The organism is Mesorhizobium sp. ZC-5 (genome assembly GCF_025753855.1).
In the GTDB taxonomy this organism is placed as follows: domain Bacteria; phylum Pseudomonadota; class Alphaproteobacteria; order Rhizobiales; family Rhizobiaceae; genus Neomesorhizobium.
Window position 1 is genome coordinate 82,172 of the sequence record NZ_JAOWPT010000001.1, and the last position, 23,447, is coordinate 105,618.

Here is a 23,447-nt window from a genome sequence, read left to right on the forward strand (position 1 = left end):
CCGCCGATTGGCTAGACAGGTCACAAAGGGGGCAATCGTGAACGAAGCATCGTCGATCCAGGGTGGCGTTCCGCTCGCGCTCATAACCGCGCTGCGGGAACGGGAAGCCGCGACATTCCGCAGGGCGCGGCCGAAGTCAGCGGAGGCGGTCGGCAAGGGCATCGCCGGTTTCCTCGGCGGCGTGCCCATGCACTGGATGCACGATTGGCCGATGCCTTTCCCCATCCTCGTCGACCGGGCGAAGGGCGCGACGATCACCGATATCGACGGCAATCGGCTCGACGATTTCTGTCTCGGCGACACCGGCTCGATGTTTGGTCATTCACCGGCGCCGGTGGCTCGCGCGATCCGCAGGCAGGCGTCGCGCGGGCTGACCTACATGTTGCCCAGCGAGGACGCGCTGGCGGTCGGCCGATTGCTCGCGGAAAGGTTCGGCCTGCCGCACTGGCAGATCGCCACCACCGCGACCGACGCCAACCGGTTTGCCTTGCGGGTTGCCCGCGCCGTCACCGGCCGCGAGAAGGTCCTCGTCTTCAACGGCTGCTATCACGGCTCGGTCGACGAAACGATGGTGCGGCTGATCGACGGCAAGCCGGTCAACCGCCCCGGCCTCGCCGGCGAATTCCGCGATCTTACCCATGGCACCAAAATCGTCGAGTTCAACGATCTCGATGCGCTGGATGCCGCCCTTTCCGACAAGTCCGTCGCCTGCGTCATCAGCGAGCCGGTGCTGACCAATTCCTGCATGGTGCTGCCGGATCCCGGCTTCCACGCCGGCCTGCACGACATCACCCGCCGCCACGGCACGCTGCTTCTCATCGACGAGACGCACACGATCTCGACCGCTCCCGGCGGCTACACAAGCCGCCATCGCCTCGAGCCCGACCTGTTCGTGCTCGGCAAGCCGATCGCCGGCGGCGTTCCGGCCAGCGTCTGGGGCATGACCGACGAACTTGCTGCCCAATGGTCGGAGTACGATCGCACAAGGGAACCCGGTTTTTCCGGCATGGGCACGACGCTGTCGGCCAACCCGCTGCAATTCGCGGCGATGCGCGCGACGCTCGAAGCAGTGATGACCGAAAAGAATTATGCCCGCATGGAGCGGCTCGCGGGTCGCCTGGAGAAAGGCCTAAACGCCGCGATAACCCGACATGCCTTGCCCTGGCATGTCGCCCGCGTCGGCGCGCGGGTCGAATTCATCTGCGCGCCAGGCCCGCTCCGCAACGGCGCCGAGGCGGAAGCCGCCCACGCTCCGTCTCTCGAAGCAGCCTTCCATGTCGCGCTGGTCAACCGCGGCGTCCTCATCGCGCCCTTCCACAACATGATGCTCGTGTCGCCGGCAACGACGAGAACCCAGGTGGACCACCTCATTGTGGCCTTCGGCGATATTGCGGCAAAGCTTGCGGCATGAGAGAAGCGCCGCATCCTATCAAGAGTAGCATCATGACCTCCCCCTCGGGCTCGACCATCGACGAAGCAAAGGCATTTCTGGACTCCCATCCGGACATCGAGGCTTTCGACATCCTGCTCACCGACACCAACGGGGTCGGCCGCGGGAAAATCATTCGCCGCCATGAATTGCTGTCGATCTACGAGGGCGGCCGCCATATGCCGATCTCGATCCTCGGCCTCGATATCACCGGCGAGGACGTCCACGAGACAGGCCTGATCTGGGATTCCGGCGACGGCGACCTGCGCGCATGGCCGATACCCGGCACGCTGAAGCCGCTTTACGGCACCAGCCCGGCGCGCGGCCAGGTGCTGCTATCCATGTACCATCTCGACGGCCAGCCGATGACTTCGGATCCGCGCCATGCCCTGGCGCGCCAGGTCGAAGCGCTGTCGGCCAAGGGCCTGCATCCGGCGGGTGCTTTCGAACTCGAGTTTTTCCTGCTCAAGAACGAGCGCGACAGCGAAGGCCGCGTGCAGCCCGCGAGCGCCGTGCTCGACGGCCGGACAAGCGGCAAGACCGAAGTGTATTCGGTCGACCATCTGCATGGCATGGAGCCGCTGTTTTCCGACATCTATGCCGGCGCCAAGGCACAAGGCATCCCGGTGGAGACGTTGATCTCCGAATACGCACCCGGCCAGTACGAACTCACCCTGAATTACCGCAAGGACGTGCTGCAGGCCGCCGACGATCTCATCCTGTTGAAGCGCCTTGTTCGTATGCAGGCCCGGCGGCACGGCGTGACGGCCTGCTTCATGGCCAAGCCAATCGAAAAATACGCCGGCTCCGGTATGCACTTCCACGTTTCGATGCAGGATGCGTCAGGCAGGAACATCTTTGCCGAAGAAACTGTCGGCACCTGGAACGGAGCGATCCTCAATGCCATCGGGGGGCTGGCCGCGACCATGCCGGAAACGATGCTGGTCTTTGCCCCACATGCCAATTCCTGGCGCCGCTTCGTAGCCCAGTCCTATGCGCCGCTCGCCCCGGCCTGGGGCGTCAACAACCGCTCGGTCGCGTTGCGCATCCCGGCCGGCGACGTCAAGAACCGCCGCATCGAGCATCGCCCGTCCGGTGTCGACGCCAATCCGTATCTGGTTGCCGCGACCGTGCTGGCCGCCATCGCCAAGGGTCTCGACGAAAAGCTCGATCCGGGCGCGGAGACCACCGGCAACGGCTACGAGACCGCACCGAAGCTCGCCGACGCGCCTGCCGACTGGCGCTCAGCCATCGAGGCGGCCAAGGCCTCGTCGTTCCTCAAGCAGGCACTGGGAGAGGACCTGCACCGCACGTTCACCGAGATCAAGCAGGCGGAATATGTGCGTGTCGCGCGCACGGTGAGCGAACTGGATTACCACCTCTATCTGCACGAGGTTTGACGAAAGCCCGCTGAACGGCCGGCTGTGTCAAATTTGATAGCCATCGCCTTATAGAGAACATATCATGAACATATGACACTCTCGACTCGCGAAAAACTGGCGATTCTTTCCGACGCCGCCAAATACGATGCTTCCTGCGCCTCATCCGGCGCCGCCAAACGTGATTCCTTGAAGAGTGGCGGCATCGGCTCGACCGAAGGCTCCGGCATCTGCCATTCGTACGCGCCCGATGGCCGCTGCATTTCGCTCCTGAAGATCCTGCTGACCAATTTCTGCATCTACGACTGCAGCTACTGCATCAACCGCTCTTCCTCGAACGTCCGCCGCGCCCGCTTCACCATCGACGAGGTGGTCCAGCTGACGCTGGACTTCTACCGCCGCAACTACATCGAAGGTCTTTTCCTCTCCTCCGGCGTCGTTCGTTCGCCGGATGAAACCATGACCGAGATGGTCGAGATCGCCCGCCGGCTCAGGATTGATGAAAAGTTCGGCGGCTACATTCATCTGAAAACGATCCCCGAATGCGCGCAGGAACTGATCGAAAAGGCCGGGCTCTATGCCGACCGCCTGTCGATAAATGTCGAACTGCCGACCGATGAAGGCGTGAAGAGGCTGGCGCCGGAAAAGAAGCCCGAAACGATCCGGCTCTCGATGGCGAAACTCCGCTCGAAGATCGAGGAAAAGTCGGAACCCACGCTGAAGACGAAACGGCGCGAGCATTTCGCACCGGGCGGCCAGTCTACACAGATGATCGTCGGCGCCGACGCGACCCCGGACGCCGGCATTCTCGCCACCAGCGCCCGGCTCTATGGGAGCTACCATCTCCGCCGCGTTTATTATTCCGCCTTCAGTCCGATTCCGGATTCATCGTCGGCACTGCCGCTCAGGAAACCGCCGCTGATGCGCGAACATCGGCTCTATCAGGCCGACTGGCTGATGCGCTTCTACGGCTTCGCGCAGCCGGAAATCCTGGCCGGAACGCCGGATGGCATGCTCGATCTTGACATCGACCCTAAGCTCGCCTGGGCACTGCGCAACCGCGGACAATTCCCGCTCGACGTCAACCGCGCGCCGCGGGAGGCGCTGTTGCGCGTGCCGGGCCTGGGCACCCGCGCGGTGACGCGCATCCTCGAAACCAGACGTTTTCGTCGCTTGCGGCTGGAAGATGTCGGGCGCCTCTCTGCCTCGATTTCCAAGGTACGGCCATTCATTGTGGCGGAAGGCTGGTCGCCCGGCCACCTCACCGACCAGCACGGCCTGCGGCAGCGCCTTGCCCGCCTCCGAGGCAGCTTTCGCTGTTCTGATCATGCCGGCACAACAGCTCAACCTCGCCCACCACACCATTCTGCTTTCCGGTGAAACCGACTTCGAAGGCTGGCGCGATGCGGCCCGGCGCCTGGCGTTGTCTGGAATCGAGCCGGTGGACGTGAATTGGACTATTCGACCGGAGGCCGAGCGGCAGCCAGATCCCCCTCCTCCCTGTGGGGAGGAGTCAGGGATGGGAGAACAAACTCGCCAGCCCCCCGGAAGCACGACCCTCCGTGTTCCACGCGATTTCATCGCGGCGGCCGAAACCGCCATCCTTCACTCCAATCCCGAGCGTTTCGCTTTTCTCTACCGGCTGCTGTGGCGGCTTCGTTCGGAACCGCATCTGCTGAAGATCGCCTCCGACCCCGACATCCGACGCCTCGAAGCGATGGGAAAATCGGTACGCCGCGACATCCACAAGATGCGCGCCTTCGTCCGCTTCCGGCAGATCGGCGACAGCCCGGACGAGCGTTACGTCGCCTGGTTCGAGCCGGACCACTACATCGTCGAGCGCAACGCACCGTTTTTCGTGCGCCGGTTCACCGGCATGCGCTGGGCGATCCTGACGCCCCATGCCTGCGCCGACTGGGACGGCGAGCGTCTTGCCATTGGCCCCGGCGCCCGTAAGGACGACGCCCCGCTGGAAGATACTTCCGAGGCTCTGTGGCGCACCTATTACTGGAATATCTTCAACCCGGCGCGGCTGAAGGTGAAGGCGATGCAGGCCGAAATGCCGAAGAAATACTGGCGGAACCTTCCGGAGGCTTCGCTCATTCCTGACCTGATCGCAGGCGCGGACGAGGCCGCCAAGGAGATGATTGCCAGGATGCCCAGCACGCCGGCGCCGCACCACGCCAAGATGCAGGCGAAACATTGGCCGGTGCCCAAGACGCCTCGTCAAGACGAAGACGGCGCAGACGCCAGATCGATCGCACAGGCCCGCAAGGCGGCCGAGCATTGCAGGCGCTGCCCCTTGTGGCGCGAGGCGACGCAGACCGTGTTTGGCGAGGGACCGGAAAGCGCGCGCATCGTCTTCGTCGGCGAGCAGCCGGGCGACCAGGAGGATATCGCCGGCAAGCCTTTCGTCGGCCCGGCGGGCAAGGTGTTCGACGACATTCTCGAGGAAGCCGACCTCGACCGAGCCATCACCTACGTCACCAACGCGGTGAAACACTTCAAGTTCGAGCCGCGCGGCAAGCGCCGCATCCACTCCAAGCCCAACGCCGGCGAAGTTCAGGCTTGCCGCTGGTGGCTCGACAAGGAGCTGTCGCTGATAAAGCCGGACCTTGTCGTCGCACTCGGCGCGACGGCGGCGCAGTCACTGCTCGGCAAGCCGGTTGCCATTACCAGGATGCGCGGCGAGGTCATCGAGCGGGACGATGGCTTACGCATCTTCCTCACCATCCACCCCTCCTTCATCCTGCGCATCCGCGAACCGGAAGAGAAACAGGCCGAACGGGAGCGGTTTCTGAAAGACATCAAGGCGGTGAAAGCGCTGATGGCGTGACGTCGCGATCCTTCCCCGTAGAGAGGGATCAACGGATAAGGATCGCCCTGAGATCGTTGACGTTGGTTCCGGTCGGCCCTGACACAAAAAGATCATCGACCGCATTGAAAGCCGTCCAGGCATTGTTGCCGGCGAGCATTGCCTTGGCATCGATGCCTTTTTCCCGCATGCGCGCCACCGTCTTTCCGCTAGCGAAGGCGCCGGCATTGTCTTCCGAACCGTCGATGCCGTCGGTGTCGGCTGCCAGCGCATCGATACCCTGGATACCGTCGATACCGATTGCGAAGGCCAGCAGGAATTCGCTGTTACGGCCACCCTTGCCTTTGGCGCGCAAGGTCACCGTCGTCTCGCCGCCCGAAAGGATCAATACCGGCTTTCTGAAAGGCCGGTTGCGCGTCGCCACCTCGCGGGCGATCGACGCATGGACCGAACCGACCTCCCGCGCCTCGCCTTCGATGGAATCGGAGAGGATGACGGTCTCGATCCCTTGCCTTCTCGCCTCCCGCGCTGCCGCTTCCAGCGAAACAGCGGCGGAAGCGATCACATGGACTTCGTTGCCGGCAAAGCGCTTGTCATTGGGCCTGGGCGCATCGGCAGCCGGCGAATGAAGATGTTTCATCACCGCATCCGGCAAGGCCATCCGGTAGGTCTCGACGATTTTCAGCACGTCCTGGCGGGTGCTTTCGTCCGGTACGGTCGGTCCTGAAGCCACCAGCGCCGGGTTGTCGCCGGGAATATCCGACACCACCAGCGAGACGACTTTCGCCGGATAGGCCGCCGCGGCAAGCCGCCCGCCCTTGATCGTCGATACATGCTTGCGCACCGCGTTCATCGCCGCGATCGGCGCGCCGGAGGCCAGCAGCGCCTGGTTGACGGCGATTTCGTCGGCCAGCGTCAGATCGCCAGCCGGTGACGGCAGCAGCGCCGAGCCGCCACCGGAGATAAGCGCGATCACCAGGTCGTCCGCGGTCAGGCCGCGCACCGTTTCCAGCAACCGTTTCGCGGCGGCCAACCCAGCTTTGTCAGGCACAGGATGTGCGGCCTCGATCACCGCGATGCGTTCGCATCGGGCGCCATAACCGTATCGCGTCACCACGACGCCCTCGAGCGGCGCGTCCCATGCCTTTTCAAATGCCGCCGCCATCTGCGCCGAGCCCTTGCCGGCTCCGATCACGATCGTGCGGCCCTTCGGTCTTGCCGGCAGATGACTGCGGATCGTCAGTTCAGGATCCGCCGCAGCGACGGCGGCGTTGAAGATGGAAGTCAGGAAAGATTTGGGATCGAGCGTCACGACTGCTGATCTCCCCCCTTGTGGGGGAGATGTCCGGCAGGACAGAGGGGGGCAACGTAGAACGCCATCGTTTCCCTCTAGCCCCGTGCCGCCGGGTCATCCGGCAATGCCAGCTTCTTGCCATCCAGCCCGAGATGCGCCGCAAGCACCGCGACGATGATCTCATGATCCTGCCGCTGCGGCAGTCCGGAAACGGCAATGACGCCGACGGCACCGATGCCCTTCACCTTCACTGGAAAACCGCCGCCGGCCAGCACGAACTCCGATGGCGCCAACCCATGGCCGGGCGGAAAGGTCTTGTCCTCCCGGTTCTGCTCCAGCCCCATGCGATAGGTGCTTTTGTGGAACATCTTCACCACATTGCGCTTGCGGCGCGCCCAGTCGGTGTTGGATCCGCTCGAACCGGGCAGCGCCGCATAAAACAGCGGCCGGTCCCAGAACTGGATATCGACGACGATCGGCAGTTTTTCAGCCAGCGCTCGCTCGCGCAGCGCTGAGCCGATGGCAAAGGCCTGCGCTTCGTCGAAATGGTCGAATACCAGAGCCGTTTCCTGCTCGATGATTTTGGCGATGTCGTCGGCGGTGCTCATCTCTCATTCCCTGCGTGATGGAGGACGCTGCTTCGCACAAAGCCGGCACGATGCCAACGGGCGGCTTCAGGTCCCGGCTGTCGCAGCCATCGCGCTCTTCGCCGGCTTGCCGGCGACATAGACTTCCTTCACCGCGCGGTCGTCGCCCAGCGTCTGCAGCAGGAACAGTTCCTCCGCCAGTGTCTTCGCCGTCTCCATCCGGAGCCGCATGGCGGGCGTCGCGGAGGAATCCAGCACCACGACATCCGCATCCGTAGCCACATCGAGCGTTCCCACCTTGTCAGCGATCGACAATGCCTCGGCATTGCCCCGCGTCAGCTGCCAGAAGGACTGGAAAGGATTCAGCTTCTCGCCGTTGAGCGCGATCACCTTGTACCCTTCGTCCATCGTCCGCAGCATCGAGTAGTTGGTGCCGCCGCCGACATCGGTCGCCGCCGCGATACGCAATGACTTCTGACGTGTCCGGTAACGCTGGTAGTCGAACAGGCCGGAGCCGAGGAACAGGTTAGAGGTCGGGCAGAACACGGCAACCGAGCCGCTGTCCGACAGCGCATCGGCCTCGCGTTCGGAAAGGTGGATGCAGTGGCCAAGCAGCGCCTTTCTGCCGAGCAACCCGTAATGCTCGTAGACATCCGTATAGTCGCGAGCCCACGGATGAAGTTCCTGCGTGAATGCGATCTCCCTGTCGTTTTCCGAAAGGTGCGTCTGCATGTGCAGGTCGGGAAATTCCCGCATCAGCGCGCCGGCCATTTCCATCTGCTCCGGCGACGAGGTGATGGCGAAACGCGGCGTCACCGCATAGAGCTGCCGGCCCTTGCCGTGCCATTCCGCAATCAGCGCCTTGGTGTCGTCATAACCCGATTGCGGCGTGTCCAGCACGCCTTCCGGGGCGTTGCGGTCCATCATCACCTTGCCGGCGATGTTCAGCATGTTGCGGTCATGCGATTCGGCGAAGAAAGCTTCGGCAGATTCCTTGTGCACCGAGCAGTAGGCGGCCACCGTCGTGGTGCCGTGCCGCACCGTCTCGTCGAGGAACAGCCGGGCGATCCGGCGGCCGTGCTGGGTGTTGGCAAATTTCGTTTCTTCCGGAAACGTATAGGTATTCAACCAGTCGAGCAGCTCCGCGCCATAGGACGCGATCACCTGCATCTGCGGAAAATGCACATGCGCGTCGATGAAACCCGGCAGCAGCAGATGCGGCCGGTGATCGATCTTCTTCGCATCGTCGCCAGCTTGCCTTGCAACGTCGGAATAGCCACCAGCAGCGACAATCCTGCCGTCGCGGATCAGCAGCCCGCCATCCTCCTCGTAAGCATAGGCGGCATGGTCGTCGATGCTGTCCGGCCAGCGCAGGAAGGTCAAGGTCCGGCCGCGAAGCAGCGTGTCGGTCATGATGTTCTGCCTATTTCCGCGCTTCTTCGAACCAGGTGGCAAGCAACTGCCGCTCTTCCGGCGTCACCCCGGTCACGTTGCCGGGCGGCATGGCATGGCTGCGGCCGGCCTGCAGGTAGATCTCGCGCGCATGTTCGGCGATCGCCGCGTCGGTCTCCAGCATGACGCCCTTCGGCGCGTGATAGATGCCCTCCCAGCCCGGCTCCTGCGCATGGCACATGGCACAGCGCCCGAGCACCGTATCGCGCACCTTCGGAAAATGCGTCGATGCGATCAAAGCCTGGTTTGCCGAGGATTCCTTGACCTCGCCGGTCAGGATCTTCGGCACCGTCGACAGCCACATGATGATGATGAACAGGATGCCGGCAGCAAGCCAGGTCCAGGTCGGGCTGCCTTTGCGCGCATGCATGGTGTTGAAATAGTGCCGGATCAAAACGCCGATGATGAACACCAGCGACGCGATCACCCAGTTGAACTGCGTGCCGAACGCCAGCGGATAGTGGTTCGACAGCATCAGGAACAGCACCGGCAGCGTCAGGTAGTTGTTGTGCAGCGAGCGCGTCTTGGCGATCTTGCCGTATTTCGGGTCGGGCTTGCGGCCGGCGATCAGGTCGGCGACGACGATCTTCTGATTGGGAATGATGACAAGGAACACATTCGCCGACATGATGGTGGCGGTGAAGGCGCCGAGATGCAGGAAGGCGGCGCGACCGGTGAAAAGCTGCGTATAGCCCCAGGCCATGAACACCACGACCGCATAGAGCACCAACATCAGCAGCGTATCGTTGTTGCCGAGCGGCGATTTGCACAGAAGATCGTAGACCAGCCAGCCAAAACCGAGCGATGCCAGCGAGATCAGGATCGCCACCGGCGCCGACACGTCGAGCACGTTCGGATCGATGAGATAGAGGTCGGCGCCGGCGTAGTAGACGATCGCGAGCAGCGCGAAGCCGCTCAGCCAGGTCGCGTAGGATTCCCATTTGAACCAGGTCAGGTGTTCCGGCATCTCGGCCGGCGCCACCAGATATTTCTGGATGTGGTAGAAGCCGCCGCCATGCACCTGCCATTCCTCGCCATGCGCACCGGCCGGCAGGCCGGGCCGCTGGCGCAGGCCAAGATCAAGCGCGACGAAATAGAAGGACGAGCCGATCCAGGCGATGCCGGTGACGACGTGCAGCCAGCGCACGCCGAAGCTCAGCCAGTCCCAGAATATCGCGAAATCGTTCATATTCCCCTGCCCTGTTCCGGGCCCTCAACTCGGTTTTTGATTGTTGCGGTTTCAAGCCTTCACGGAAAGAGGAGACGTACACGATGACTTTCAAAAAAAAATGGAAAATAATCGGCAATCCGGCAATCGGCGGTTGAGTATCAAACCGTCGCAAGCACCCGCCGAAGGATTATTATGATGCCAAGCGACTGCCGATTGCCGACTGCCGACTGCCGCGCGAGGGACACGCGCTAGCATGGCCTATCTGGACAACATCGCCGTCTTCGTCCGCGTCGTCGAACTTGGCAACCTTTCGGCCGCCGGCCGTGACATGCGCATTTCGCCGGCCGTCGCGTCCAACCGCATCAAGGAACTCGAAAAACACCTCGGCGTCCGCCTCTTCAACCGCACCACCCGCCAGTTGATGCCGACGGAGCAAGGCACCGTCTTCTACACCGGCGCCAAGCAGGTGCTGGAAGCGATCGTCGAGGCCGAAGCCGCCGTCAGCGCACTGTCTGGCCAACCGCGCGGCTCCATCCGCGTCACCGCGCCGCTCGGTCTCGGCCGCCGGCTCATCGCATCGGGTATTCCGGATTTCCACGACAAATATCCCGACATCGAGGTCCGCCTGCGGCTTTCCGACCACAACGTCGACATCATGAAGGAAGGCATCGACGTCGCTTTCCGGCTCGGGCTGCTCGAGGATTCCAGCCTGCGCATGCGCGGCATCATGGAATGTGAGCGCGTGCTCGTGGCTGCGCCGAAATATCTGGACGCGCGCGGCGAGCCGACCGATCCCAGCGAACTGATCTCCAGGAAACACGATTGCCTGATGCTGCGCTTTCCCGGCTCCAAGGAATATTTCTGGACGCTGAACACGCCTGCCGGTCCGATGAAGTTCGAAGTGCACGGCCCGTTCGACAGCGACGATGGCGACGTGATCACCGGCTGGGCGCTGGCAGGCCGCGGCATCATCAACAAGCCACGCTTCGAGGTCGAGCCCTTCATCCGCGACCAGCGGTTGAAAGTCATCCTAACCGGCACGCCGCCGACGCCGGTGCAGTTCGCCGCCGTCTATCCGCACAAGAAATTCCAGGATCCGAAAGTCCGCCTGCTGCTCGATTTCATGGCCGAGCGCTGCCAGCGGCTGATCAAGGATCTGCTGGCGGGACGCTGAACCAAGAAAAGACACCCGCAGCGTTATCGCTTGCAGCGCCGGCGTCATGAAGCCAATGTAATTTCGCCCCCCGGAGCAGCTATCCCCGGTCAGGTGCAGACATGACAGGAGGCCACGATGAGCATCACCACGAAGAACGATCTGAAATCGAACACCAAGACGACATCCATCGCCCTGCTCAATGCGCGGCTGGTCGACGCCATCGACCTCGCGCTGATCACCAAGCAGGCACATTGGAACGTCAAGGGACCGCAGTTCATCGCCATTCACGAGATGCTGGACGGCTTCCGCACCGAACTGGATGGTCATGTCGACACCATCGCCGAGCGCGCGGTGCAGCTCGGCGGCACCGCCTTCGGCACATCGCAGGACGTGTCCAGGGCGAGCACGATCAAGGCCTATCCGACCGACATCCACAAGACCAAGGACCATCTGGCAGGGCTGATCGACCGCTATGCGGCGGCGGCCAAGGCGGCACGCGCTGCCATCGACGAAGCCGACGAGGCGGGCGACGCCGACACAGCCGACATCTTCACCGGCTATTCACGCGCGCTGGACAAGTCGCTGTGGTTCCTGGAAGCGCACACGCAGGAAAAGGAATAGTCAGCTTACCGGCGCGCCGTGACGAGATCCGCCGCGCCCTTTTTGGCATTCGAGGCGTAAAGGGCAAGCGCGGTCATGATCTCCGCCGATGCAAGCGCGGCGATGACGGCCGGCCGCTTGTCCTTCACCTGATCGCCGCCTATCGGCGAGACGAGACGGGAAAATTCCGCTTCGCTGCCGCCGGCGTTCTTGACGAACCAGGTCTTGAACGTCGCCTTCTTTGTCTTTGAGCCGATCATGCCGACATAGGCGGCGTCGTTGCGTTTCAGCGCTTCGGCCACGATCAGGAAGTCGAGGGCGTGGTCGTGCGTCAGCACCACGATTGCTGTTCCGGCGGGCGCCTCGCGTATCATTTCTTCGGGCATCGGCGTCAGCTTCTTCTCAACCGCCTCTGGCATGCCTTCGAGTTCTTCCGACCGCGTTTCTATGACCACGACATGCACCGGCAGCAGCGCCATCGCCATCGCGAGCGCCTTGCCGACATGGCCGCCGCCAAACAGGTAGACATGAGGGAATTGCGCTTCGCTCTCTTCCGCGGCCCGCACAAGCTCCGCCGCCAGCGTGGCGTCCACCATGCGGATCAACACCTCCACGCGCCCACCGCAGCATTGGCCGATCTCCGGCCCGAGCGGCACGTCGAGCGTGGCCTGCGTATCCCTCCCCCTTGAGGGGAGGGTGGCCGCGAAGCGGCCGGGTGGGGTCGCTGCGGCAGCGCGCGGCGTGCTGACGGTTCCTTCTGAAGGTACCCCCTCTGGCTGCTTCGCAGCCATCTCCCCCTCAAGGGGGGAGAAAGTCGCCAGCATCTGCCTGGCCTTGTCGATTGCCATGTATTCGAGCTGGCCGCCTCCGATCGTGCCGAATGTTGCCAACGGCGAGACCAGCATGAGGGCGCCCTTCTCGCGCGGCGTCGAGCCTTTGGTGCCCGCAACCTCGACCAGCGCCGTCGCAGCATTAGCAGCGAGAAAGTCCCTGAGGTTTTGCACGTCCGACATCATCGTATTCCCAAGTGGGAAATATAGGCTTTTTCAGCCTCTGTTGCACCTTTGGCGGTCTCAGGCCTTCGCTTCCGCCTTCAGCCGCTCCACCGCCATCAGCACCCGCTCGGGCGTCGCCGGCGCATCGAGGCGCGGGCAGATCTTGTGGTCGGCCACGCTCGCCACGGCATCCGAAAGCGCGTGCAGCACCGACATTCCAAGCGGGAACGGCGGCTCGCCCACGGCCTTGGACCGGTGCACCGTCGGCTCGTATGCTTCCGGCCAATTTGCCAGCGTGACGTTGAAGATCTTCGGCCGATCCGAGGCGAGCGGGATCTTGTAGGTCGACGGGGCATGCGTGCGCAGCCGGCCCTTGTCGTCCCACCACAGCTCCTCGGTGGTCAGCCAGCCCATGCCCTGGATAAAGCCGCCTTCCACCTGGCCGAGGTCGATGGCGCGGTTCAGCGAACGGCCGGTCTCGTGCAGGATATCGGTGCGCTCGACCATGTATTCGCCGGTCAGCGTATCGATCGAAACCTCCGAGCACGCCGCCCCATAGGCGAAATAATAGAACGGGCGGCCCTCGCCCTTGTCCCGGTTCCAGTGGATTTTCGGCGTCTTGTAAAAACCCGCCGCCGAAAGCTGGATACGCGCCATATACGCTTGCTTGACCAGGTCGGCGAAGGCGATCTCCTGGTTGCCGACGCGTACCCGGTTGGGCAGGAAAACCACCTGATCGTGCGGCACCTGGTATTTTTCGGCGGCGAAATCGGTCAGCCGCTCCTTGATCTGGCGGGCCCCGTTCTGCGCCGCCATGCCGTTGAGGTCGGTGCCGGAGGACGCCGCCGTCGCCGAGGTATTCGGAACTTTTCCGGTCGTGGTCGCGGTGATCTTCACCTGGTCGAGATCGATCTGGAATTCTTCCGCAACGACCTGGGCAACCTTGGTGTTGAGGCCCTGCCCCATCTCGGTGCCGCCATGGTTCAGATGGACCGAACCGTCGGTATAGACATGCACCAGCGCGCCGGCCTGGTTGTAATGCGTGGCCGTGAACGAGATGCCGAATTTCACCGGCGTCAGCGCCATCCCGCGCTTGACGACGGAACTGTTGGCATTGAAGGCGTCGATGGTGCGCCGCCGCCGCGCATAGTCGCTGCTTTCCTCCAGTTCCGCGATGATGCGGTGGATGATGTTGTCTTCCACCGTCTGGTGGTACGGCGTGACGTTGCGGCCCCCCCTCTTGTCATCGCTCGCCCCGTAGAAATTCAGCTTGCGGATTTCCAGCGGGTCCTTGCCGACGGCAAACGCCACTTCGTCGATGACGCGCTCAGCGCCGACCATGCCTTGCGGGCCGCCGAAACCGCGAAAAGCCGTATTCGAAACCGTATTAGTGTAGAGCGGCGCCGATTTCGCCAGCACGGCGGGATAAAAATAGGTGTTGTCGCAGTGGAACAGCGCGCGGTCGGTGACCGGGCCGGAAAGGTCCGCCGAAAAACCGCAGCGGGCCGCGAACATGAAGTCGACACCGAGGATATTGCCTTCACCGTCGAAACCCACCTCGTAGTCGATCAGGAAGTCGTGCCGCTTGCCGGTGGCGATCATGTCGTCGTCGCGGTCGGGCCTGATCTTCACCGCGCGGCGATGTTTTTTAGCCGCGATAGCCGCCAGCGCGGCAAACTGGTTGCCCTGTGTTTCCTTGCCGCCGAAGCCGCCGCCCATGCGGCGTATCTCCACCGTCACCGCATGGCTCGGCACACCGAGCGCGTGGCCGACCATATGCTGCACTTCGCTCGGATGCTGCGTCGAGCAGTAGACGGTGACGTCCTGGTCCTCGCCGGGAATAGCCATGGCGATATGGCCTTCGAGGTAGAAATGTTCCTGCCCGCCTACCCGCATCTGGCCCTTGATACGGCGCGGCGCCCTGGCGATCGCAGCAGCCGCATCGCCGCGCTTCAGCGTCAGCGGCGGCGTGACCAGCTTCGAGCTGACCGGATCGAGTTCGCCGATGTCGATGATCGCTGGCAGTTCGGTATAGGTGACTTTCGCCAGCCGCGTCGCGCGCCGCGCGGCTTCGCGCGTTTCGCCGATGACGCAGAAGATCGGCTGGCCGAAGAACTGCACCTTGCCATCGGCCAGCACCGGCTCGTCATGGCGTCCGGTCGGCGAAATGTCGTTCTCGCCCGGCACATCGCCGGCGAGCAGCACGTCGACCACGCCGGGCGCACTGCGAACCGCCGACACGTCGAGGTCGCGGATGGTTCCATGCGCCACCGTCGACAGGCCGAGGCAGCCATGCAGAGTGCCGGCCGGCTCGGGCATATCGTCGATATACATCGCCTCGCCGGTGACATGCTTGTGCGCTGAATCGTGGCGCTGGTCGGTGGCGACGCCGCCTTTGATCTTCGCGGCCTGGAGGTTGGGGGTGGCGTGCTTGTTCATCCGAACCTCCTCACGCCGCCACCGCCCGCGAAACCTGTATCGGCGCCTTGCCGGCCTGGGTCTCGGCGAAGAACCTGAGCAGCAGGTTGCGCGCGGCCAGCGCCCGGTATTCGGCCGAGGCCCGCATGTCGGTAAGTGGCGTGAAATCGGTGGCATAGGCGCCCAGCGCTGCCTCGACCGTCTCAACCGTCCACGGCTTGCCGGTCAGCGCCTTTTCCACCGCCGCCGCCCGCTTCGGCGTCGCCGCCATGCCGCCATAGGCGATGCGGATCTTTTCCACCGTGCCGTCTTTGGCAAGCGTCAAATGAAATGCGCCGAGCGCCGCGGTAATGTCCTCGTCGCGCCGCTTGGTGATCTTATAGACCGCGAACTTTGTGCCCTTCGCCGGCAGCGGCACATGTACGGCTTCGACGAACTCGCCCGGCTGCCGGTCCTGCTTGCCATACGCGATGAAGAACTTTTCCAGCGGCATCGTCCGCCGCTTCTTGCCCTTGCGCAATGTCAGCGTGGCGCCGAGCGCGATCAGCGGCGGCGGCATGTCGCCGATCGGCGAACCGTTGGCGATGTTGCCGCCGATCGTGCCCATGTTGCGCACCTGCTCGCCACCGATGCGGTCGATCAGCGGTCCAAGCGCCGGGATGCGTTTCGACAACAGCGCGAACGCGTCGGTGTAGGTGGCGCCTGCGCCGATGCTGATCGCGCCGTCCTGTTCCGAAATGTCCTGCAACCCGTCGAGGTTGCCGATGAACACTGCCGGCGAGATGTCCCGCATGTGCTTGGTCACCCAGAGCCCGACATCGGTCGAACCGGCAACGATGGTGGCTTTTGGTTCCGCCTGAAGGATCGCCGCAAGGTCGTCGACGTTTGCGGGAATGGCGAGTCGGACACTGCCGACGCCGATCTCGACGCGCGCGCCGTCGCGCAATTCCTGCAGCTTCGCGGTCACCTTGGACCGTTCCGCCGCCAGCGGATCCTTCGCCGCCTTGCCGTAGCTGGAGATGGCGCGCGCCGCGCGCACGATCGCCTCGTAGCCGGTGCAGCGGCAGAGATTGCCTTGCAGCGCCTTCTCGATTGCCACGTCGGATGGTTCCGGCGACTTCATCCAAAGCGCATAGAGCGACATCACGAAACCCGGCGTGCAGAACCCGCATTGCGAACCGTGGAAGTCGACCATGGCCTGCTGCACCGGGTGTAGCTTCCCGGCTCCGCCGCGCAGATGCTCGACGGTGACCACATGACAGCCGTCGAGCGAGCCCATGAAACGGATGCAGGCGTTGACGCTTTCATAGACGAGCTTGCCGCCGGAGAGCCGGCCGACCAGCACCGTGCAGGCGCCGCAGTCGCCCTCTGCGCAGCCTTCCTTGGATCCGCGCAGCGAACGGCGGAGCCTGAGATAGTCAAGCAGCGTCTCATCTGGCGTGACGTCATTCAGCGCCACCGTTTCCCCGTTGAGCAGGAAACGGATTTCGTCGCGGATCTTGATCGCAGCCATCGCTCAGCTTCCCCGATAGGTCGAGTAGCCGTAGGGCGAGACGAGCAGCGGCACATGATAATGCGTCCGCTCGGCCATGCCGAAACGGATGGGTATGATATCAAGAAAGGCCGGTTTCGGCAGCTTCGTTCCTTGCGCCCGCAGGTAATCGCCGGCCTGGAACACGAGTTCATAATCGCCGATCACGAATTCGTCGCCCTGCAGCAGCGGCTGGTCGCAACGCCCGTCGGCATTGGTCCATACGGTCTTAAGATGCTTGCGGACATCGCCCTCGATGCGGAAAAGCGCGATCGACAGCCCGGCCGCCGGCTTTCCGGAAGCCGTGTCCAGGACATGGGTCGTCAGGCGCCCGCCATCAGTCTTCGACATTCTGCCTCCCTGCATCCGAACGCGAACAGTCAATTGTGCGCCAATTAAATGCCATGCATAAGTCCCGGTGAAGCAGACGGCCACAAAAAGACTTTCAAAAATTTTCGGGGGAATGTTGGGCGACCCCTTCCGATAATCTTTGCAGTGCAGTCCGGTGTTTGCCGGTTTTGAGGGATGGAGCATCGATGCGATACCAACGCGACATGCGCGGCTACGGGGCCAGCCCTCCCGATCCGAAATGGCCGGGCGGCGCCAATGTCTGCGTGCAGTTCGTCGTCAATTACGAGGAAGGTGGGGAAAACTGCGTCCTCCATGGCGATGCCGCTTCCGAAGCCTTCCTGTCCGAGATCGTCGGCGCCGCTCCCTGGCAGGGGCTGCGTCACTGGAACATGGAATCGATCTACGAATATGGCGCCCGCGCCGGCTTCTGGCGGCTCCACCGCATGTTCACGCAAGCGCAGGTGCCGGTCACCGTCTACGGCGTCGCCACCGCGCTTGCCCGATCGCCCGACCAGGTGACGGCCATGCAGGAAGCCGGCTGGGAGATCGCCTCGCACGGCCTCAAATGGATCGACTACCGCGACTACAAGATCGAGGACGAGCGCCGCCATGTCGAGGAGGCGATCCGCCTCCATACCGAGGTTACCGGCGAACGGCCGACCGGCTGGTATACCGGCCGCACCTCGGTCAACACCGTCCGCCTCGTCGCCGAGGAAGGCGGTTTCGCCTATGTGTCCGACACCTACGACGACGACCTGCCCTACTGGCTCGACCATGATGGCCACGGCAACGCGATCCCGCCGCAACTCATCATTCCTTATACGCTCGATGCCAACGACATGCGTTTCGCGACGCCGCAAGGTTTCAATTCCGGCGACCAGTTCTTCGCCTATCTGAAGGATGCCTTCGACACGCTCTATGCGGAGGGCAAGTCCGGGCGGCCGCGGATGATGAGCATCGGCCTGCATTGCCGGCTGATCGGCCGGCCGGGCCGCGCCGCGGCGCTGCAGCGTTTCATCGACTACGTGAAAGGCCACGACAAAGTTTGGCTCGCCCGCCGCATCGACATTGCCGACCACTGGCGTGAGCAGCACCCATACGACGCCCATGCGCTGCGTCCGTCCCGCATGGACGAGAAGGAATTCGTCCAGCAGTTCGGCGGCATTTTCGAACATTCGCCCTGGATTGCCGAGCGTGCCTTCAAACTGGAGCTCGGTCCTGCGCACGACACCGCCGGCGGCGTTCACAACGCGCTTTGCCGCGTTTTCCGTTCCGCCAGCGAGAAGGAGCGCCTTGGCGTGCTCACCGCCCATCCCGATCTCGCCGGCAAGCTGGCGCAGGCCAGGCGGTTGACCGACGAGTCGACGAAGGAACAGGCGTCCGCCGGCCTCGACGCGCTTACCGACAAGGAGCGCGAACTCTTTTCCAAGCTCAACGCGGCCTATGTCACCACCTTCGGCTTCCCGTTCATCATCGCGGTGAAAGGCAAGACCAAGGACGAGATCCTCGCCGCCTTCGAAAGCCGCATTGGCAACGATCGTAGGACCGAATTCGACACCGCATGCCGGCAGGTCGAGCGCATTGCGCTTCTCCGCCTCAAAGACCTTTTGCCCCTCTAAAGCGAGTTACCGGGAATGCCAGGCCGCACCTACTACGCGCCCCAAGGAGGCCTGCCTCCACAGACGCAACTGCTGACCGATCGCGCGGTGTTCACCGAAGCCTATGCTGTCATCCCGAAAGGCGTGATGAGCGACATCGTCACGTCCTATCTCCCCTTCTGGGACAAGACGCGGCTCTGGATGCTGTCGCGGCCGCTCTCCGGCTTCGCCGAGACGTTTTCGCAATACATCATAGAGGTGGCTCCGGGTGGCGGCAGCGACCGCCCGGAGCCTGACAGCGGCGCCGAAGGCGTGCTTTTCATCGTCGAGGGCGAACTCACCGTCACGCTTGCCGGCAAGGCCCACACCATGCGGCCGGGCGGCTTCGCCTTCGTTCCGCCGGCAAGCCAATGGAGCGTGCGCAACAACGGCGGCGCTCCGGTGCGCTTCCATTGGGTCCGCAAGGCCTACGAATTCGTCGACGGCATCGAGCCGCCGGAAGCTTTCTTCACCAACGAGAACGAGATCGAACCGTCGCCCATGCCGGATACGGGTGGCGTCTGGGCGACGACGCGCTTCGTCGATCCCATCGACATCCGCCACGATATGCATGTCACGATCGTCACGCTCGAACCGGGCGGGGTCATTCCATTCGCCGAGACGCATGTGATGGAGCACGGGCTCTACGTACTGGAGGGCAAGGCCGTCTATCGGCTGAACCAGGACTGGGTCGAGGTCGAGGCCGGCGACTACATGTGGCTGCGCGCCTTCTGCCCGCAGGCCTGCTATGCCGGCGGTCCCGGAAAATTCCGCTACCTGCTCTACAAGGACGTCAACCGGCACGCGAAGCTGGGCGGCTTCGGACGGTGATGCGATGAGCCGCGTCATCACCGCCCAACCGCTGACGCGTGAAAGCTTCGCCGCGTTCGGCGACGTGATCGATTTCGAGACCGACGGCCACTACCCCATCAACAATGGCCGCTGCGAACGCTATCACGCGCTTGCAAAACCGGAAGCGGGCGGACCGAACGGCCATGTCATCATCAACCTGTTCCGCGGTACGCCCTATGCCTTTCCGTTGCAGCTCTCGATGGTCGAGCGCCATCCGTTCGGCAGCCAGGCCTTCATCCCGCTGTCGCCGCGCCCATTCCTGGTCGTTGTCGCGCACGACACGCCGGACGGCCCAGGCACGCCGCACGCCTTTCTCACCAATCCCGGCCAGGGCGTGAACTATCCGCGCAATCTCTGGCATGGCGTGCTGACGCCGATCGGTGAACCGCAGGACTTTCTGGTTGTCGACCGCGGCGGCGACGGCTCGAACCTGGAAGAGTTTTATTTCTCGCACCCGTACGAAATCCAGCTGCCGGAAGCTCCTTGAATATGCCCGATACCTCGCTGATCGACCGTTTGTTCGACGTCATCGAGCACGACATCGTTCCCAAGACGGAGGAAGGTGTTGCCCACGGCAACAAGCTGTTTGGTGCCGCCATCCTCAGGAAGGACGATCGTTCGCTGGTTCTGGCCGAGACCAACAACGAGACGGAGAATCCGCTCTGGCACGGCGAGGTCCACTGCCTGAAGCGCTTCTACGAAATGCCGAAGGCCGACCGGCCGGATACGAAGGACTGCATCTTCGTCGCCACCCACGAGCCCTGCTCGCTCTGCCTGTCGGCGATCACCTGGACCGGCTTCGACAATTTTTACTACCTGTTCAGCCACGAGGATTCGCGTGATTCCTTCGCCATCCCGCATGACCTGAAAATTCTGAAGGAGGTCTTCACCCTCGATCCCGGTGGCTACAATTCGGAAAACGCCTACTGGAAAAGCTATTCGCTCAGAAAGCTGGTCCGCGCGCTGCCCGCCGCCGATCGCGAACGCCTGGAAGCACGCGCAGCGGCGATCGCCGCGCGCTATGACCAACTGTCGTCGGAATATCAGGACAGCAAGGCCGACAACGACATCCCGCTGAATTGAACCGGGGGGGTCATCGCGATTTCGCCCTTTCGTATATTTCGGAACGGTCGCGCTTCCCGACCGCAATCACCAGGACAACCAGTTCGCCGTCGATCACTTCGTAGACAAGCCGATAGCCGATGCTGCGCAACTTTATCTTGTAACGGTTCTTCGAATCCCGGAGCTTTGCAGAAGGAACATGCGGGTTTTCGCACCGCTCCTTCAGTTTCTTGCGGAACTGCTCGCGCGTATTGGCGTCGAGTTTTTTCCATTCTCTGAGTGCTGAGGTGAGAAATTCCACCTCATATTTCATCCAGATCGACCCTTATCCGCTGCTCGCCTTGGCGGGCGTCGGCGATCGCATTGAGTTCGATATCTTCGAGGCGATCCATCATGGCTTCGAAGGCCTTGGCGGGCACACAGTAGAAAGCCGGTTCGTTGCGGTTCAGGATTGCAACAGGAAATCCCTCACCAGCGGCAACCGTCCCCATCGGGTTTTTTTTCAGTTCGGATACGCTGGCTGTAGTTTCCGCAAGAATCGTGTGAGGCATCGCCGCTCTCCTTTTACAGTACTCTAAATAGCACCTTTAAGAGGTCATTTCAATCTTCCCTGAAAAGCCAAGTCCCGTCAGCGACATCGGCCGTCGACCTTCCAACTTGAAACCGGCGCCATCGTGTGGCTCATTGCGATGAGAGAAGCCCGCATGAAAATCATCACCGAATTCCCGCGCAAAGTGGTCGAGTTTCCAGATATGGGCATCGTCATGCCCGATGGGTGCCGGCTGTCGGCGCGGGTATGGATGCCGGAGGATGCCGGGGAGAATCCAGTCCCGGCCATTCTCGAACATCTGCCCTACCGCAAGCGCGACGGCACCACCGCGCGGGACAGCCTGACCCATCCGTACTTTGCTGGCCACGGCTATGCCTGCATCCGCGTCGACATGCGCGGCAACGGCGATTCCGAAGGCATCATGGAGGATGAATACACCGAACAGGAGCTTCAGGACGCCTGCAGCGTCATTGCCTGGGCGGCGATCCAGCCCTGGTGCTCCGGTACGGTCGGCATGATGGGCATCTCCTGGGGCGGTTTCAACGCGCTGCAGGTTGCAGCCAAGCAGCCGGAAGCGCTGAAGGCGATCATTACGCTCTGCTCCACCGATGACCGCTATGCCGACGACATCCACTACAAGGGCGGCCTCCTGCTCAACGAGAACGTGGGCTGGGGTGCCACCATGCTGTCCTACTCGTCGCGCCCTCCAGACCCTGCGATAGCCGGCGCCAACAAGTGGCGCGACATGTGGTTCGAACGGCTCGAGCAAGAGCCCTTCCTGCCTGCTGTCTGGCTGAAGCACCAGCGTCGCGGGCCTTATTGGAAGCACGGTTCGGTTTGCGAGGACTTTTCGGCGATCAAGGCGGCGACGCTCGCGGTCGGCGGGTGGGGCGACGCCTACAAGAACGCGGTTGCCCGCCTCGTCGACAACATCCAGGCGCCCGCAAAAGGCATCATCGGCCCGTGGATCCACAAATATCCGCATTTTGCCGTACCGAACCCGGCCATCGGTTTCCTGCAGGAAGCCCTGCGCTGGTGGGATCGCTGGCTGAAGAACATCGATACCGGCGTCGACGGCGAACCGGCCATGCGTGTCTATGTCATGGATTCGGTGCCGCCGCGGGACTGGTACGAGCAACGTCCCGGTCGCTGGATCGCGACGGAAGGGTGGGCATCGCCGGACATTTCTTCAACGCGAATGCACTTCGGTGCCGGCGGTCTGCTATCGGACAAACCCGCATCGCTGCCGCCACTGAAAATCTCCTCGCCGCAGGATTGCGGCATGGCGGGCGGCGAATATTGCGCCATCTGGCTCGGTCCGGAACTGCCCGGCGACCAGCGCGACGACGATGCCAGATCGCAATGTTTCGAGACCGAACCGCTGGCGGATGCGCTTGAGATCGTCGGGTCGCCGATTATTCGGCTGACACTTGCCGCCGACCGCCCGCGCGCCATGGTCGCAGTCAGGCTTTGCGACGTCCAGCCGGACGGCGCCTCGACCCGCATCACTTACGGCGTGCTCAATCTCTGTCACCGCAATGGCCATGAATTTCCGGAAGACGTGGTGCCGGGCGGGGCCATGGGCATCGCCCTGAAGCTCGACGACATCGCCTATCGCCTTGCGCCGGGCAACCGTTTGCGGGTGGCGATCTCGTCGACCTACTGGCCGCTGGTCTGGCCGTCGCCCGAAGCGGTCGCGCTCACCTTGTCCGACGGCAGCCTCGACCTCCCCGTCCGTACGCCCGGCATCGCGGACACCGTATCGTTTGCCGATCCGGAAGGCGCTGCGCCCTGGCGCGTGGAAACGCTTCGCAAAAGCTCCAACAGCCGCAAGATCGACCGCAACCCGGCTACCGGTTCGGTGACTTTGAGCATCGTCGACGACTTCGGCGAGGTGCGCGACAGCGACCATGGCCTGGTCAATGGCGGCATCGCGCGTGAGATCTGGACCATCGACCCCGCCGATCCCCTTTCGGCGGAGGGCGAGACGCACTGGACGCAGACCTTGTCGCGAAATGAATGGTCTGTCCGCACGGAAACCTTCACAAAGATGCGATCCGACGCCCTGAATTTCCATTTGACCGGCCGGATTGTCGCATATGAGGGCGAAACGCTCGTCCTTGAGCGCAATTTTGAGGAAATCGTCCCGCGCGATCACATTTGACCGC

General features: G+C 63.1%; 20 protein-coding genes and 1 pseudogene. 11 read left to right on the plus strand and 10 right to left on the minus strand.

What is annotated here, in order from left to right:
• The first annotated feature begins 37 nt into the window (after positions 1 to 37).
• The 4 genes and pseudogenes from OHD58_RS00375 (at position 38) to OHD58_RS00390 (ending at position 5,644) form a co-directional block, all read left to right on the plus strand.
• Positions 38 to 1,411: an aspartate aminotransferase family protein gene (locus OHD58_RS00375; RefSeq protein ID WP_412177143.1), complete on the plus strand. Its 1,374-nt coding sequence runs from the start codon at positions 38 to 40 to the stop codon at positions 1,409 to 1,411.
• A gap of 32 nt (positions 1,412 to 1,443) precedes the next feature.
• A complete protein-coding gene (locus OHD58_RS00380; RefSeq protein WP_263801043.1) occupies positions 1,444 to 2,829 on the plus strand; it encodes a glutamine synthetase family protein in 1,386 nt (461 codons plus the stop codon).
• A 72-nt stretch (positions 2,830 to 2,901) separates the two neighbouring features.
• Positions 2,902 to 4,133: pseudogene (locus OHD58_RS00385) on the plus strand (putative DNA modification/repair radical SAM protein).
• A 2-nt stretch (positions 4,134 to 4,135) separates the two neighbouring features.
• On the plus strand, positions 4,136 to 5,644 hold the full coding sequence (locus OHD58_RS00390) for a UdgX family uracil-DNA binding protein (RefSeq protein ID WP_263801044.1): 1,509 nt from the start codon (positions 4,136 to 4,138) through the stop codon (positions 5,642 to 5,644).
• Positions 5,645 to 5,672: 28 nt separating this feature from the next.
• Here OHD58_RS00390 and OHD58_RS00395 read toward each other — a convergent pair whose 3' ends face one another.
• From OHD58_RS00395 to OHD58_RS00410, 4 genes are all read right to left on the minus strand, one after another.
• Positions 5,673 to 6,935: a glycerate kinase gene (locus OHD58_RS00395; protein WP_263801045.1), complete on the minus strand. Its 1,263-nt coding sequence runs from the start codon at positions 6,933 to 6,935 to the stop codon at positions 5,673 to 5,675.
• Positions 6,936 to 7,012: 77 nt separating this feature from the next.
• Positions 7,013 to 7,525: a heme-degrading domain-containing protein gene (locus OHD58_RS00400; protein WP_263801046.1), complete on the minus strand. Its 513-nt coding sequence runs from the start codon at positions 7,523 to 7,525 to the stop codon at positions 7,013 to 7,015.
• Positions 7,526 to 7,591: 66 nt separating this feature from the next.
• Positions 7,592 to 8,917, minus strand: a complete 1,326-nt coding sequence (gene guaD / locus OHD58_RS00405) for a guanine deaminase (RefSeq protein WP_263801048.1) — start codon at positions 8,915 to 8,917, stop codon at positions 7,592 to 7,594.
• A 10-nt stretch (positions 8,918 to 8,927) separates the two neighbouring features.
• Positions 8,928 to 10,145 carry a urate hydroxylase PuuD gene (locus OHD58_RS00410; RefSeq protein WP_263801050.1) on the minus strand — a complete coding sequence of 406 codons (1,218 nt, stop codon included), beginning with the start codon at positions 10,143 to 10,145 and terminating at the stop codon, positions 8,928 to 8,930.
• Between the two features lie 235 nt (positions 10,146 to 10,380).
• Between OHD58_RS00410 and OHD58_RS00415 the strand changes: the two genes are divergently transcribed.
• Both OHD58_RS00415 and dps read left to right on the plus strand, forming a co-directional pair.
• Positions 10,381 to 11,301, plus strand: coding sequence for a LysR family transcriptional regulator (locus tag OHD58_RS00415; RefSeq protein WP_263801052.1), 921 nt, complete (start codon positions 10,381 to 10,383; stop codon positions 11,299 to 11,301).
• Between the two features lie 117 nt (positions 11,302 to 11,418).
• Positions 11,419 to 11,904 carry a DNA starvation/stationary phase protection protein Dps gene (dps, locus tag OHD58_RS00420; RefSeq protein ID WP_263801053.1) on the plus strand — a complete coding sequence of 162 codons (486 nt, stop codon included), beginning with the start codon at positions 11,419 to 11,421 and terminating at the stop codon, positions 11,902 to 11,904.
• 5 nt (positions 11,905 to 11,909) lie between these two features.
• Here the strand turns inward: dps and xdhC are convergent, their stop codons facing one another.
• From xdhC to uraH, 4 genes are read right to left on the minus strand one after another with little or no spacing between them, the layout of a single operon-like run.
• The gene (gene xdhC / locus OHD58_RS00425) at positions 11,910 to 12,899 is read right to left on the minus strand and encodes a xanthine dehydrogenase accessory protein XdhC (protein WP_263801054.1); all 990 of its coding nucleotides are present in this window, start codon (positions 12,897 to 12,899) and stop codon (positions 11,910 to 11,912) included.
• Between the two features lie 57 nt (positions 12,900 to 12,956).
• A complete protein-coding gene (xdhB, locus tag OHD58_RS00430; protein WP_263801055.1) occupies positions 12,957 to 15,317 on the minus strand; it encodes a xanthine dehydrogenase molybdopterin binding subunit in 2,361 nt (786 codons plus the stop codon).
• 10 nt (positions 15,318 to 15,327) lie between these two features.
• The gene (gene xdhA, locus OHD58_RS00435; RefSeq protein ID WP_263801056.1) at positions 15,328 to 16,809 is read right to left on the minus strand and encodes a xanthine dehydrogenase small subunit; all 1,482 of its coding nucleotides are present in this window, start codon (positions 16,807 to 16,809) and stop codon (positions 15,328 to 15,330) included.
• 3 nt (positions 16,810 to 16,812) lie between these two features.
• Positions 16,813 to 17,178: a hydroxyisourate hydrolase gene (gene uraH / locus OHD58_RS00440; protein WP_263801057.1), complete on the minus strand. Its 366-nt coding sequence runs from the start codon at positions 17,176 to 17,178 to the stop codon at positions 16,813 to 16,815.
• A 185-nt stretch (positions 17,179 to 17,363) separates the two neighbouring features.
• Between uraH and puuE the strand changes: the two genes are divergently transcribed.
• From puuE to OHD58_RS00460, 4 genes are read left to right on the plus strand one after another with little or no spacing between them, the layout of a single operon-like run.
• Positions 17,364 to 18,797: an allantoinase PuuE gene (gene puuE, locus OHD58_RS00445; RefSeq protein ID WP_263801058.1), complete on the plus strand. Its 1,434-nt coding sequence runs from the start codon at positions 17,364 to 17,366 to the stop codon at positions 18,795 to 18,797.
• Between the two features lie 15 nt (positions 18,798 to 18,812).
• Positions 18,813 to 19,646 carry a bifunctional allantoicase/(S)-ureidoglycine aminohydrolase gene (locus OHD58_RS00450; protein WP_263801059.1) on the plus strand — a complete coding sequence of 278 codons (834 nt, stop codon included), beginning with the start codon at positions 18,813 to 18,815 and terminating at the stop codon, positions 19,644 to 19,646.
• Positions 19,647 to 19,650: 4 nt separating this feature from the next.
• A complete protein-coding gene (locus OHD58_RS00455) occupies positions 19,651 to 20,154 on the plus strand; it encodes an ureidoglycolate lyase (protein WP_263801060.1) in 504 nt (167 codons plus the stop codon).
• A gap of 2 nt (positions 20,155 to 20,156) precedes the next feature.
• Entirely contained in the window at positions 20,157 to 20,750 is a 594-nt protein-coding gene (locus OHD58_RS00460; protein ID WP_263801573.1) for a nucleoside deaminase, read from the plus strand.
• A gap of 10 nt (positions 20,751 to 20,760) precedes the next feature.
• Here the strand turns inward: OHD58_RS00460 and OHD58_RS00465 are convergent, their stop codons facing one another.
• Together OHD58_RS00465 and OHD58_RS00470 are read right to left on the minus strand one after the other, a co-directional pair.
• Positions 20,761 to 21,042: a type II toxin-antitoxin system RelE family toxin gene (locus tag OHD58_RS00465; protein WP_263801061.1), complete on the minus strand. Its 282-nt coding sequence runs from the start codon at positions 21,040 to 21,042 to the stop codon at positions 20,761 to 20,763.
• Complete coding sequence (locus tag OHD58_RS00470; RefSeq protein WP_263801062.1) at positions 21,032 to 21,280, minus strand: type II toxin-antitoxin system Phd/YefM family antitoxin; 249 nt, start codon at positions 21,278 to 21,280, stop codon at positions 21,032 to 21,034. The genes OHD58_RS00465 and OHD58_RS00470 overlap by 11 nt, the downstream gene beginning before the upstream one ends.
• Before the next feature lie 153 nt (positions 21,281 to 21,433).
• On the opposite strand from OHD58_RS00470, the gene OHD58_RS00475 reads away from it, so the two are divergent.
• Positions 21,434 to 23,443, plus strand: a complete 2,010-nt coding sequence (locus OHD58_RS00475; protein WP_263801063.1) for a CocE/NonD family hydrolase — start codon at positions 21,434 to 21,436, stop codon at positions 23,441 to 23,443.
• The last annotated feature ends 4 nt before the right edge of the window (positions 23,444 to 23,447 follow it).